The organism is Pseudomonas sp. 382, assembly GCF_002759075.1.
Taxonomy (GTDB): domain Bacteria; phylum Pseudomonadota; class Gammaproteobacteria; order Pseudomonadales; family Pseudomonadaceae; genus Aquipseudomonas; species Aquipseudomonas vlassakiae.
The window spans coordinates 1-12,862 of the sequence record NZ_PEMX01000022.1; the positions used below are offsets into that span (position 1 = coordinate 1).

The following is a 12,862-nucleotide window of genomic DNA, read 5'->3' on the forward strand; positions in this document are numbered from 1 at the left end:
CTACCGTACGGAAACCGTTGCTGCCATCCAAATAGGCAGTGATTGCTGTGAGCTTGAACTGCTCAGTGTACTTGGCCATGAATCCCCCAAGGGTTGGATTGGTGTCCAACTTCTTGGGGGCAGTCCAACAGGAGTAACTGGCCCGAAACAAATGTGGGAGCGGGCTTGCCCGCGATGCGCCGCGCGGGCGGCGCTCGATCTCACAGGCGCCGAATATCCCAAGGCAGGCACCAAGGCGGATCCTGTTGGCGGTACAGGAGTAACTGGCCCGAAACAGATGTGGGAGCGGGCTTGCCCGCGATGCGCCGCGCGGGCGGCGCTCGATCTCACAGGCGCCGAACATCCCAAGGCAGGCACCAAGGCGGATCCTGTTGGCGGTACAGGAGTAACTGGCCCGAAACAGATGTGGGAGCGGGCTTGCCCGCGATGCGCCGCGCGGGCGGCGCTCGATCTCACAGGCGCCGAACATCCCAAGGCAGGCACATCCGTGCCTCACCCCTTACTCCGCCTTACCCCCCTGCACACTGGAAACCCACTGCTCACTGCGGCTATGCCCACTGGTCCGCAACAGCCCCAGGTCCAGCGCATTTTCGCCATCCGCCGCGCCTTTGCCCTTGGCCATCTCGGCAATCGCCGTGCCCAGGTCCACCGGCGAATTGGACGCATCGACCGACACGTCCCGACGATAATCGTTGCCACTCAGGGTTTCCCGGCTCACCGAGCTGGCATCGAGCGCGACCGTGCCCTTGGCCGACTGCAGCCGCGCGCCAACCAGCTGGGCATCACCGCCCACTTTCAACTCGATACCGTCGCTGCCCTTGAGTACTGCCTGCTGCCCTACGCTGTCACGCTGCACATGCGACACCTGAAGGCTCAAGGTCGGCGAGAAGCCCGGGTCGGCCTTGCTCAAGGCCGACCCGGCTTTCTCCTTCACCTTGCCACCCAGTGGCCCGGCCAGCGAGGTGGCGGCGTTGACATAGCCCTGCGGGTTTTTCTCCTGGCTCAAGCGTGCATCGCCCTCCACCGCCAAGGTGTCGACGCTGTCCTTGCGGCTGGCGATGCGCAGGTCGCCATCGATCGCGCCGGTGATGCGCCCGGCTTCCAGGCTGGCGCCTTCGATGCGGGTATCACCCCGGCCTTGCAGGTCGATGGATTCGGCGCGCAGGTTGCTGGCGTTCCAGGTCTGGTTGTCGCGCTTGTCCAGCCCGACCTTGGCCCGGCCATGCAGGCCACGGGTGTCGGTGCTGCCTGCGGTCATGTTGAAACCGGCACCGGCGGTGATCTCGAGATTGTTGCGCTGCTCCTGATTGGAGGAGGCTTCGATCAGCATGCCGCCGCTGGACGCGTTGAGCGCGATCTGTTCGGCGGATGCCTGCAGGCCCTCCAGGTGCAGGGCGATGTCCTCGCGAGCCGCGCTGCTGAGGGTCAGCTTGCCGGCACTGGCGAACTGGGCATCGACGGCCTGACGGGCGTTTTCGTCCTGCTTGCCATGGGTGAAATGGCCACCGATGCCGCCGCCTTTGGCCTCGCCCATTTTGGCTGCCAGCTCCAGGCCACCGCCAAGTTTGCCGCCGTTGGCCTGCTGGGTGTCGCTGCCTGCCTTGACCTGCAGCAAGCCATCGCTGTGCAGGCGAATATCGCCGACCTTGGCTTCCCGACTGCCGATACGGGTGCCCTCCAACAGCAGATCACCCGCGCTGCTCAGGCGGACTGCCCCCTTGGCGTCGATCTGTGCCACTTGCGCCTTGGCTTGCACGGCTTGCAGCTGCGCGTGGTCAAGGTAGCCTCGGGCATCGAAGCCGGTGCTGCCGGGGCGGTTGCCGACCTTGGCCCACGCATTGCCGTCGAGCTGGCGAGTCATCTCCTCGGTGCGGTCGTTGGCCTGGGGCAGCGACAGGTTGCCTTCACTGTGGATGACCACCTCGCCTTCGCCCCCCTCGATGCGGGTCCCCTCATATCGACCATCGCTACCCAGCTGGACCTGAATACCCTGTTGGCCATAAAGGCTGCCCGGAACTGCGGTGCTGGCCGTTGCCTGCTTGCCCAGCGAACCCCCCTTGCCCGCGCCGCGGGCGTTCAAGTCACTGCCGGAGCTGGTGTCGACGCGCAAGTCACCGCCAAATGCCAGGCGCTCTACGCTGTCCTCCCGGGTATTTTCGGCGGCGCGCATGCTGTGCCGTTGCGCATCGACCTGCAGTTGGCCGCGGTTGGCACGCCAAGCGGTACCCTGGTCATCGATGACCTCGGCCTTGACCTGGACGTGTGCGCCAGACAGCTCGCTGACCTGAGCAAAGCCTCGACGCTGGTTTTCCAGGCGCTTGAGGTGCTCGAGGGTCATGTCGGCACCAACGCTGGGTGCCACCATGGCGTCTTCGGGCGATGCCTGCTGGAAGCGCGCGGCCTCCTCGCCCAGCACCAGCCGCTCGATCGGCCGGGTCAGGTCACGGTACTCGACGCTGGCGCCGAGGCTGCCGGACCACTCGCTACGAAGTTCTTCGCGTTCATAGGTATCGAGCACAGCACGGTTGTCGATGCGCTTGGCGCTCACTTTGAGGGTATCTCCGGCAGTGACGCGTGCCGCTTCGGCCACCAGCTCGTCAGCATCGACGCTCACGTTGCCACTGGCCTGCAGTTCGCTGCGTTGGGCCTTGCTGTCGCGCTCGGTCACCACGGTGCTGTTGTGATGGCCTTCGAACAGGCTGCCCAGGCGATCGATGCCGCCGGTGACGGTCAAACCGCCGCCGCTCTGGCGAGTGCTGGTGGTCGATTCGCGCTCATTGCCGGTGGCGCCGAGCGTCACTTGCCTGGCCTTCACATCGAGGTCGCCCGCAGCGGCCTGGACCTTGGAACCCTTCACTTGCAGGTGCCCCCCGCTGCCCAGGCCAACGGTAGCCCCCTTCAGCTCGCTGGCGACTTGGGCGGTTTCGCGCACATTTTCGCTGCCGGTGGTCACTTCATAGGCCACGCCCGCCGCATACTGGCGAGACTCCGGCTTGCCGTCTTCGGCTTGCTGGGTTTGCCGGGCACTGGCAGTCAAACCCCATTGCTGATCACGGCTTTCGCTTTCGTTGACCGCTTGCGCACTGCCGATCAGCAGATCGCCCTTGGCTTCGACCAGCAAGTGCGCGCCAGCCTCGACCTTGGCGCCCTGGATGCGCATCTCTTCGGCACTGGCCAGGCGCAGGTTGCTGCACGAACTGACATCGCTGACCAGCACTTGCTGTTCACGTTTGGTGCTCTGCTGATCATTGCCGAACAGGCCGAACAGCTTGCTGTCGCTCTTGCGCTCGGTGGACCGGCTACTGCCATGGTCCGCTTCGATCGCCAGCGCGCCCTTTTCGCTGTAGAGCACGGCATCTTTTTTACCGTACACGGTGCTGCCCTTGATGCTGACCTGGTCGGCATGGCCATTCAGCTTGCCATCCGCAGTGACGCTGCTGCCGGCAACGCTCTGGCCCTCGGTGTCGTTGCCCTTGCGATTGCCGAAGAAGGTGCCGGAGACCAGGTCGCCCCGGTAGTTGCCGTCGTTGCTGCGGTGCTGCAGGGTGGTGGTGCCGACCTCGACCTGCTTGGCATTGAGGTCCATGTCGCCGCGGCTATGCAGGTTGCTGCCCTCGACCTTGAGTGTGTCCTTGGCGTTGACTGTCATGCGCTGGGCGCTCAGCGAGCTGGGCCGAGCGGTTTCGGTGTACTGGTCGGTATCGCTGTCGCCGCGCCAGAGGTCCTTGCGGTGACGCACCTGTTGCTTGAATTGCTTGCTGTCGATACCGGCCGCGATGTCCAGGTTGGCACCGCTGTCGAGGGTCATGTCACCCCCTGCCTTGACCTCGGCGGCGACCAGTCGCATGTCGGCGCCGGACTGCAAGGCAATGCTGTCGCTGCCCTGCAGTTGCACACCCCGTTGCTGGCGCTCGGTGGTAGTGCTTTCACGGCTATAGGTTTCGCGGGTGATGAACAGAAACTTCTTATTCCAGCTGTCGCGGTCGTGGTTGATGGTTTCGCGGGTCTTGGCGTCCAGGGTGAGTTTCTTGCCGGCCTTGGCCTCGATGCGCTCGGCCTTGCCATCGACAGCGCTCAATGTCAGGTCATCGGCGGCGGTCAGAAGCAGGGTGCCTTGTTCAGTGTTTAGTTCGGCAGGGGTGGCGGCTTCGCCGCTGATGTCCAATGAGCCGGCCGAGTGAATGGCAATGCCGTTGTCGGCCTTTACCTTCGAGCCCATGCGCACGCCTGCACCTTCGGCAGTGCTCACCACGCGAATGCGCCCGGCGCGCATGGCACCGAACAGCTTGGCGTCGATGCTCGACGGGGTGCCCGGTAGGTGCTCGAGCACCTGGCCGTCGGCATGAGCGATGCGATTGCGGCCAACGGTCACATTGAGGTCACCCTTGGCCATGAGCAGGCCTTGCTGGTCCACCTTCGGGGCAATCAGATCAAGCGCGCCCTCGGCATTGCTCTGTCCGCCCTGAAGCACTTGCAATGTGCCGCTGGCATTCAGTGAGTTGAAATGGCGCAGCTGTTCTTCCTGCAATTCGGGCGTGCCGACCACGAACCCTGCGCGGGTGGTGTTGATGAAACTGCCGCCATTGAGGGTGATACCGTTGGGGTTGGCGAGGATGTAGTCGGCAGGGCGGCCGAAGATTTCCTGCGGGCCTTCGATCAGCGAGGCGTTGCGGCTGACCACTTCATTGAGAATGGTCGACGCTGCCTGGCCCCGGAACTGCGGGTTGGCGGCCAATGCGCCGGCCAGTTGCGACTGACCTGGCTGCAGAGCGTTGTTCAATACCACACCGGGGCGGGCAACGTTGTAGTCGAGAAACTGGTTGTGCGACAGGCCACTGGCATTGGGCGCTACGATGTCGATCACCGGTACGCCATGGTCATTGTTGATGATCGGGGTGCCTGCCGGGCCGCTGGCGGGCTCCAGCCCACCCTGCGCGAAAGCGCTTGCGGGGCTGAGCAATGCGAGGAAGATGGCCCAGCGCAAGGTATCCGGGCGGCTAGACGGTAACGGCGAGAGTGTCTGCATGTTCTCGTTCTCTTTGTTGTGGGTGAATCAGATGCTCAGGGTGCACTCCAGTACCCAGAAGCCAGGCTCCAGACGGGAGCGGGGCAGGTCGCTGGTGTAGAGGGCGCGTTGGTAGTCGAGCCGCAGCCGGGCGTTTGTCAGGCTCAGTTCGATGCCGGCGGCTGTGCCAGCCAGGCGTTGCGAAGGCTTGCCCGTGGCGGGCCGGGTCCAGCCCACATCCAGGCCGAGGTAAGGGCGTATCTGCAGGGGGTGGGCCCAGTTCGCCGGTAGCGGCTGGCTCAAGGTATTGCGCCAGGTCGCGCCGCTGGCGCCGGAGTAGGTGCTCAGGCGAAAGCCCCTTACGCTCGAGTCGTCGCTGACCAGTAATTGCTCGATGGCGGGCAACGCGTGTTCGCTGTACTGCAAGGCCAGCTCGCTTTGCCAGCGCCAAGCTGTGCCAGTCGGGCCCTGGCGCAGGTGCAGCAGGCTGGCGCGGTACTTGCGAAAGTCCGGGCGCAGGCGTTCGGCACCCAATGGCCCCTCGTCGGCAGCGAACCAGTCCAGGCCCTGGGCAACGCCCAGGTACCCGTTCCATAACCCGCCTTTCAGCCACAGTAGGTTGATGCCAGCCTCGACGCTGGTGAGGGTTGGGCTCTGCTGGGTGACGACGGCACCGGCGCTGCGGTTGACCAGTTGCTTGCGGTCCAGCCGCGTGCTGGCGCTGAGCAGGCCTTGCTGGTTGCGCCACAGCACCCGCTCGATGCTCAGGCCTTGGTAGCTGCTGCTGCCGTCGCTGGTCTGCCGGCTGTGCGGCAGTGGCGCATCGTAGCTCAGTTGGCTGGCGTTGAGGGCAAAGGTCCAGGGGCCATAGGGGATGCTGTAGTACACCGTGATGCCTTGCACCTGGCCGGGGGCGTGCAAGACGCTGGACAGCAATGTCACGCGCAGGTCGTCATTGAGCCCGAGCGGGCTGTCCAGGCCGAGGCCCAGGTTAAGGCGGTGGCGGCCGGTCAGCTCACTGCCACGGTTATCCAGGCGGCTGTCCAGGTGCCAGCGTGAGCCGACCGTGTGCGGTTGCAGTACAACCTGGGTACCGCCCTGCAATTCGCCGGGCAGCAGGTCCATGCTCAGGTCGTAGGCACGCAGGCGATTGAGTTGGTCGAGACCTTGTTCGAGGTCGGGCAGGTACAGCGGTTGGCCCACTACGCCAGGGAAGGCGCTCTGCAGCGACAGCGGCAATGCGGGGCCGGAAAGTTCGATGGATTCGACGAAGCCTTCGACGATGACGATGTCCAGTGGTGCGTCATCGCCAGGCTGGCGGCGCAGGTAGGGACGGCTGGTCGGGAACCCCGCACTGACGTACAGCTGGGTGATGCCCTTGAGCAGGTTATTGATGTCGTTGATGCCCATGCAGGGCAGCAGCCACTTGCGTAGCGCGGGCTCGAGCGCCTGGTCTGCAAGTTGGCGGTTGCCGATGATGCGCACGCCGGAGACGGCCCAGCACTGATCGCCGACCGACTGGGCAGCTGCCTGCTCGTGGCGCTCGGGTACAGGCGGCTGTTGCCAGCGCTTGAGCCGCTGTTGCTGTTCGAAATGCCGCAGGGATTGCTGCTGGTCGCGCAGTTGCAGGCTGGCAGGGTCGTCAGCCAGGACCGTGTGGGAGATCAGCATGCCAGCCAGGCAACCGGCGAGCAGCCTGCTGGCGGCGTGAAGGAGTCGGCATTGCATCAGGCACCCTCGCAAATGGCGTACGGGTTACGTACTCGTTTGCGTGGATGCTAAGAACTCAAGCCGTCGGTTGGATGCAGTCCCTGGCCTAAGCAGGATGTAGGGCAGGTGTGTATTTGAAGTATGAAACGTCCTACAAGCTCAATCTGAATGCAGGACTATCAAGGGCGAATCTCGATCAGGGTGCCGTCGCGGACCAGGTCCCAGACTTCCTGCATGTCGCGGTTGCGCATGGCGATGCAGCCGTCAGTCCAGTCGAGGGTGTGGAAGTACCACTCAGGGTAGTTCTCGTCGATCGGCGTGCCGTGGATCATGATCATGCTGCCAGCGCTCCAGCCTTCGCGGTTGGCGCGGGCGGCGTCGCTGATGTTCGGGTAGGTGATGTGCATGGCCAGGTTGAAGCGGTCGCTTTCCTTGCGCCAGTCCAGCCAGTACAGGCCTTCAGGGGTCTTCTTGTCGCCCTCGCGTTCCTTGGCACCCTTGGGCTGCTTACCCAGGGAGATGCGGTAGGTCTTCAGCGGTTCGCCGCGGCTGATCAGCTGCAGGCGGCGCTCGGACTTGATCACCAGCACCTTGTCGATCAGCGGCTGCATGGCCGCTTGGGATTGCGACTGGGCCGGCACTGGCGGTTGCGGCTTGCGAATGATGACTTCGGTGAAGGCCGCCTGGGACACCGTGGTAACGCAAAGGCAGAAAAGGGCGAACAACCAACGCATGAAGCAGTACCTGAGAGCTTAAGTGGTGGGCGAAACATTCATCGGCGGCAGGTATTCATGGCCAATCGGGTAGTGCTGCCTGATGCGGTCGCGATAATAGCATTCTAGTGTGCGAGTGACGGTGCGGAAAGCCAGCTCGCCCCACGGGATTTCGTGTTCCTCGAACAACCGCACCTCCAGGCTTTCGACGCCGACGGCAAAATCCAGGTCGGCCAGCTCGGCACGGAAGAACACATGCACCTGGTTGATGTGCGGCAGGTCGAACAGCTGGTACAGGGCCATGTCGCCGACCCGGGCGCAGGCTTCCTCGTCGGTTTCGCGACGGGCGGCCTGGTCGAGTGTCTCGCCGTTTTCCATGAAGCCCGCCGGTAGCGTCCAGAAGCCGCGGCGCGGCTCGATGGCGCGACGGCACAGCAGCACCTGGCTGCCCCAGGTGGGCAACACCCCGGCGACGATGTTGGGGTTCTGGTAGTGAACAGTCTGGCAAGACTCGCAGACGAACCGCAGGCGGCTGTCGCCCTGGGGAATCTGCTGAATGACTGGCTGGCCGCACGCGCTGCAAAATTTCATGCTTTTCTTCCCTCTTGACGGGGTTATCTTGGCGCGCCAGGCGGGGCTGCCGCAAGCGCACAGGGCTTGGGTGCTTCGCGGCTTTGGTGCATCATGCAAGGCAGGCCTTGGAAACGAGAGTGCGCAATGCTGGACGAGCTACTTCGCCGTATGAGCAACCACCAACCCGCTTCACTGGAAACCGACCGACGGTTCCCCGAGGCGGCGGTACTTTTGCCCATCACCCGCAGCGAAGCGCCCGAGCTGGTCTTGACCCTGCGTGCCAAGGGGTTGTCGACCCACGGCGGTGAAGTCGCCTTTCCTGGTGGCCGCCGTGACCCGGAAGACCCGGACCTGGTGTTTACCGCGCTGCGCGAAGCCGAAGAAGAAATCGGCTTGCCGCCCGGCCTGGTGGAAGTGATCGGCCCACTCAGCCCGCTGATCTCCCTGCACGGCCTGAAAGTGACCCCGTTCGTCGGCTTGATCCCGGATTTCGTCGAATACCGCGCCAATGACGCTGAAATCGCGGCAGTCTTCAGCGTGCCGCTGGAATTCTTCCGCCAGGACCCGCGTGACCATACCCACCGTATCGATTACCAGGGGCGCAGTTGGTACGTGCCCAGCTACCGCTACGGCGAGTACAAGATCTGGGGGTTGTCGGCGATCATGATCGTCGAGCTGGTCAACCTGTTGTATGACGCCGGTATCAGCCTGCATCAACCCCCCGAGCGCTACATCGAAATCTGAGCGGCGCACACCCCGCCGTCTGCGTGAACCCCTGAGGAGCAAACATGAAATACCGCCTGGGCGACCATCGGGTCGAATGCCACCCCACCAGCTGGGCCGCACCCAATGCCACCCTGATCGGCAAGGTGCGCCTGCAGGCCCGAGCCAGCGTGTGGTTCGGTGCGGTACTGCGGGGGGACAACGAACTGATCGACATCGGCGAGGACAGCAATGTCCAGGACGGTACGGTGATGCACACCGACATGGGCTCGCCGCTGACCCTGGGCAAGGGCGTGACCATCGGCCATAATGCCATGCTGCATGGCTGCTCGGTCGGCGATTACAGCCTGATCGGCATCAACGCCGTCATCCTCAACGGCGCGCGTATCGGCAAGCACTGCATCATCGGCGCCAACGCGCTGATCCCGGAAGGCAAGGAAATTCCTGATGGCTCGCTGGTGATGGGCTCGCCGGGCAAGGTGGTGCGCGAGCTGACCGAGCAGCAGATGCGCATGCTCGAAGCCAGCGCTGCGCACTATGTACACAATGCCGAGCGTTATGCGCGGGAGCTGGTGCTTGACGATGAGTGACGTAGCCGTAGAGCGGCCGGTGGCTTCGCCGTGCGTGAGCATTTGCGCACTGGACGAGCAGGATATCTGTACCGGCTGCCAGCGTACCGTGGCCGAGATCGGCCGCTGGGGAAGGATGGACAATACCGAGCGCCGGGCGGTGCTCAAGCTGTGCCATGAGCGGGCAGTGGCTGCAGGATTGATTATCGGGGCGTGATCTTGCGCTGGCTTCTTCGCGGGTTTACCCGCGAAGAAGCCAGCGGTAATCTGTCGGGCTTGCCCACAGACAACCTGCCCATGTTCTATCTCATTGCCTATATCAGTAGCGTAGTGCTGATCAACTACGCCTTCTCCAGCGCCCCGCACCTGGACATCATCTGGTCCTGCTGGGGCGGCCTGGTGTTCATTCTGCGCGACATGGTGCAGACCCGCTTTGGCCATGGCGCGCTGATTGCCATGCTGCTGGCCCTGGTGCTGTCGTACGCCACCTCGGAGCCGGCCATTGCCTTGGCCAGCGCCACCGCGTTCTTCGTCTCCGAGCTGATCGACTGGCTGGTGTTCAGCATCACTCGCCGGCCGCTGCGTGACCGCCTGTGGCTGAGCTCGGCGCTGAGCATTCCGGTGGATACCTTCATCTTCTTCGGCATGATCGGTGCGCTCACACCGGCGGTGATCGGCACCGCCATGGCGTCTAAATTCGCCGGTGTCACGGCCGTCTGGCTGGCCATGGCATTTCGTGCGCGGCGGGCCGCTGTCGCGGGCTGATGGTGTAGAATATTGGTCCTTTTTCAGCGGGCCGTGCCAAAGCCTGGTGCGGCCCCGGACGCCTTCGAGGACCTGAAATGACCCGTATCGGAACCCCATTGTCGCCAACCGCGACCCGTGTGCTGCTCTGCGGCTGTGGCGAGCTGGGCAAGGAAGTGGTGATCGAGCTGCAGCGCCTGGGCGTCGAAGTGATCGCCGTCGACCGCTACGCCAATGCCCCGGCGATGCAGGTGGCACACCGCAGCCACGTGGTCAACATGCTCGATGGCGTTGCCCTGCGGGCAATCATCGAAGCGGAAAAACCGCACTACATCGTTCCGGAAATCGAGGCCATCGCCACCGCCACGCTGGTCGAGCTGGAGAACGAAGGCTTCAACGTGGTGCCGACCGCACGCGCCACCCAGCTGACCATGAACCGTGAGGGCATTCGCCGCCTGGCGGCCGAAGAGCTGGACCTGCCAACCTCGCCGTACCACTTCGCCGACACCTTCGAGGACTACACCAAGGCCGTGGCCGACGTCGGCTACCCCTGTGTGGTCAAGCCGGTGATGAGCTCTTCAGGCAAGGGCCAGAGCCTGCTGCGCAGCGATGCCGACCTGCAGAAGTCCTGGGACTACGCCCAGGAAGGCGGCCGTGCCGGCAAGGGCCGGGTGATCATCGAGGGCTTCATCGACTTCGAATATGAAATCACCCTGCTGACCGTGCGCCATGTCGGCGGTACCACCTTCCTCGAACCGGTGGGTCACCGTCAGGAGAAGGGCGACTATCAGGAATCCTGGCAGCCGCAAGCCATGAGCGCGAAAGCCCTGGCCGAGTCGCAACGCGTGGCCAAGGCGGTTACCGATGCACTGGGTGGCCGTGGTCTGTTCGGCGTGGAGCTGTTCGTCAAGGGCGACCAGGTGTGGTTCAGCGAAGTTTCGCCGCGCCCGCATGACACCGGCCTGGTGACCCTGATTTCCCAGGACCTGTCGCAGTTCGCCCTGCACGCCCGCGCCATTCTCGGTTTGCCGATTCCGGTGGTGCGCCAGTTCGGGCCATCGGCTTCGGCGGTGATTCTGCCGGAAGGCCAGTCGCAGCAGACCAGCTTCGCAAATCTGGGCGCAGCCCTGAGCGAGCCTGACACGGCGATTCGCCTGTTCGGCAAGCCGGAAATCAATGGCACCCGTCGCATGGGTGTTTGCCTGGCACGTGATGAATCGGTCGAAGCGGCGCGGGCCAAGGCGACCCGTGCTTCGCAGGCGGTCAAGGTCGAATTCTGATCCGAGATTGTACGGGGCTGCTGCGCAGCCCATTCGCGGGACAAGCCCGCTCCCACAGGAGACCGTGCAAGCCAATGCAGATGCGATCCCTGTGGGAGAGGGCTTGACCCGTGAATGGGCCGCAAAGCGGCCCCAATCACTTACAGCTCGGTATTGCGGGTTTCCTTCAGGCACAGCACGGCAATCAGGCTGATCACAGCCGCCGCCGACACATAGCCCCCCACCCAGCTCAACCCACCCATGCTCACCAGCTTCTGGGCAAAGAACGGTGCCGCCGAGGCCCCGACGATGCCGCCCAGGTTGTACGCCGCCGAAGCGCCGGTGTAACGCACATGGGTCGGGAACAGCTCAGGCAGCAGCGCCCCCATTGGTGCAAAGGTCACGCCCATCAGGAACAGCTCGATGGCCAGGAACAGCGCCACACCCGTGGTCGAACCCGAGGTCAGCAGCGGTTCCATGGTGAAGCCTGAAGCCACCGCCAGCAGGCCGCCGACGATCAGCACCGGCTTGCGCCCGTAGCGGTCGCTCAGCCAGGCCGAAAGCGGTGTGGCCAGGGCCATGAACACCACGGCAAAGCACAGCAGGCCGAGGAAGGTCTCGCGGCTGTAGCCCAGCGTGGTCACGCCATAGCTGAGCGAGAACACCGTCGAGATATAGAACAGCGCATAGCACACGACCATGGCGGCTGCGCCCAGCAAGGTCGGCATCCAGTACTTGCCGAACAGGTCGACCACCGGCATCTTCACGCGTTCATGGCGGGCGACTGCCTTGGCGAACACCGGGCTCTCTTCAAGCTTCAGGCGCACATACAGCCCCACCAGCACCAGCGCGGCACTGAGCAGGAACGGAATGCGCCAGCCCCAGTCACGGAACTGCTCGTCACTGAGCAGCATGGCCAGGGTCAGGAACAGGCCGTTGGCCGCAAGGAAGCCGATCGACGGGCCAAGTTGCGGGAACATGCCGAACCAGGCGCGTTTGCCCTCCGGCGCGTTCTCGGTGGCCAGCAGTGCCGCGCCGCCCCATTCGCCACCCAGGCCCAGGCCTTGGCCGAAGCGCAGCAGGCAGAGCAGGATCGGTGCCCATACGCCGATGCTGTCATAGCCTGGCAGCACGCCGATCAGCGTGGTCGAAACGCCCATCAGCAGCAGCGAGGCGACCAGGGTCGACTTGCGCCCGATGCGGTCGCCGAAGTGGCCGAACAGTGCCGAACCCAGCGGGCGGGCAAGGAAGGCGATGCCGAAGGTGATGAAGGCCGCGAGCATCTGCGCGGTACCCGAGCCGGACGGGAAGAACACCGGGCCGATCACCAGCGCGGCGGCGGTGGCATAGACGTAGAAATCGTAGAACTCGATGGCGGTGCCGATGAAACTGGCAGTGGCGACCCGCGCTGGCGAGTTGACCGGCGCGGCAGGCGCCTCGGCATAGGTGCTGGTTGTCATTTGGTAGGTCCCTAACAGTCTGGTCCGCTCCATGGCATTGTCTGCGGCCTGTGCAGGCCTTGAAGGCAGGCACGGCTTGGCGGACGCCGGAGCGTATTGTTGTTGT

The 12,862-nt window shown here is 64.2% G+C and carries 9 protein-coding genes and 1 pseudogene; 5 read left to right on the top strand and 5 right to left on the bottom strand.

Annotation, left to right across the window (positions count from 1 at the left end; all coding sequences use genetic code 11):
- Positions 1–499: 499 nt before the first annotated feature.
- From CQW31_RS21240 to CQW31_RS21255, 4 genes and pseudogenes are all read right to left on the bottom strand, one after another.
- Entirely contained in the window at positions 500–5,026 is a 4,527-nt protein-coding gene (locus CQW31_RS21240) for a hemagglutinin repeat-containing protein (RefSeq protein ID WP_099815326.1), read from the bottom strand.
- A gap of 27 nt (positions 5,027–5,053) precedes the next feature.
- Positions 5,054–6,733: a ShlB/FhaC/HecB family hemolysin secretion/activation protein gene (locus CQW31_RS21245; RefSeq protein WP_099815327.1), complete on the bottom strand. Its 1,680-nt coding sequence runs from the start codon at positions 6,731–6,733 to the stop codon at positions 5,054–5,056.
- A 161-nt stretch (positions 6,734–6,894) separates the two neighbouring features.
- A pseudogene (locus CQW31_RS21250) lies at positions 6,895–7,314 on the bottom strand (murein L,D-transpeptidase family protein); the annotation flags it as partial.
- A 153-nt stretch (positions 7,315–7,467) separates the two neighbouring features.
- Entirely contained in the window at positions 7,468–8,019 is a 552-nt protein-coding gene (locus CQW31_RS21255) for an NUDIX hydrolase (RefSeq protein ID WP_099815328.1), read from the bottom strand.
- A 126-nt stretch (positions 8,020–8,145) separates the two neighbouring features.
- Between CQW31_RS21255 and CQW31_RS21260 the strand changes: the two genes are divergently transcribed.
- The 5 genes from CQW31_RS21260 (at position 8,146) to purT (ending at position 11,317) form a co-directional block, all read left to right on the top strand.
- Positions 8,146–8,745, top strand: a complete 600-nt coding sequence (locus CQW31_RS21260) for a CoA pyrophosphatase (RefSeq protein ID WP_027920115.1) — start codon at positions 8,146–8,148, stop codon at positions 8,743–8,745.
- A gap of 44 nt (positions 8,746–8,789) precedes the next feature.
- Positions 8,790–9,314, top strand: a complete 525-nt coding sequence (locus CQW31_RS21265) for a gamma carbonic anhydrase family protein (protein WP_054887202.1) — start codon at positions 8,790–8,792, stop codon at positions 9,312–9,314.
- On the top strand, positions 9,307–9,510 hold the full coding sequence (locus CQW31_RS21270; protein WP_054887203.1) for a DUF1289 domain-containing protein: 204 nt from the start codon (positions 9,307–9,309) through the stop codon (positions 9,508–9,510). Before CQW31_RS21265 ends, CQW31_RS21270 begins: the two co-directional genes overlap by 8 nt.
- Before the next feature lie 80 nt (positions 9,511–9,590).
- Positions 9,591–10,058, top strand: a complete 468-nt coding sequence (locus CQW31_RS21275) for a VUT family protein (RefSeq protein WP_027920112.1) — start codon at positions 9,591–9,593, stop codon at positions 10,056–10,058.
- A 77-nt stretch (positions 10,059–10,135) separates the two neighbouring features.
- Complete coding sequence (gene purT, locus CQW31_RS21280; protein WP_054887204.1) at positions 10,136–11,317, top strand: formate-dependent phosphoribosylglycinamide formyltransferase; 1,182 nt, start codon at positions 10,136–10,138, stop codon at positions 11,315–11,317.
- Positions 11,318–11,457: 140 nt separating this feature from the next.
- On the opposite strand, the gene CQW31_RS21285 is transcribed toward purT, so the two are convergent.
- The gene (locus CQW31_RS21285) at positions 11,458–12,756 is read right to left on the bottom strand and encodes an MFS transporter (RefSeq protein WP_099815329.1); all 1,299 of its coding nucleotides are present in this window, start codon (positions 12,754–12,756) and stop codon (positions 11,458–11,460) included.
- Positions 12,757–12,862 lie beyond the last annotated feature (106 nt).

Bases quoted from the DNA above. Each gene is read 5' to 3' on its own strand.
- CQW31_RS21240 (WP_099815326.1), bottom strand. From the start codon at position 5,026: ATGCAGACACTCTCGCCGTTACCGTCTAGCCGCCCGGATACCTTGCGC.
- CQW31_RS21245 (WP_099815327.1), bottom strand. From the start codon at position 6,733: ATGCAATGCCGACTCCTTCACGCCGCCAGCAGGCTGCTCGCCGGTTGC.
- CQW31_RS21255 (WP_099815328.1), bottom strand. From the start codon at position 8,019: ATGAAATTTTGCAGCGCGTGCGGCCAGCCAGTCATTCAGCAGATTCCC.
- CQW31_RS21260 (WP_027920115.1), top strand. From the start codon at position 8,146: ATGCTGGACGAGCTACTTCGCCGTATGAGCAACCACCAACCCGCTTCA.
- CQW31_RS21265 (WP_054887202.1), top strand. From the start codon at position 8,790: ATGAAATACCGCCTGGGCGACCATCGGGTCGAATGCCACCCCACCAGC.
- CQW31_RS21270 (WP_054887203.1), top strand. From the start codon at position 9,307: ATGAGTGACGTAGCCGTAGAGCGGCCGGTGGCTTCGCCGTGCGTGAGC.
- CQW31_RS21275 (WP_027920112.1), top strand. From the start codon at position 9,591: ATGTTCTATCTCATTGCCTATATCAGTAGCGTAGTGCTGATCAACTAC.
- purT (WP_054887204.1), top strand. From the start codon at position 10,136: ATGACCCGTATCGGAACCCCATTGTCGCCAACCGCGACCCGTGTGCTG.
- CQW31_RS21285 (WP_099815329.1), bottom strand. From the start codon at position 12,756: ATGACAACCAGCACCTATGCCGAGGCGCCTGCCGCGCCGGTCAACTCG.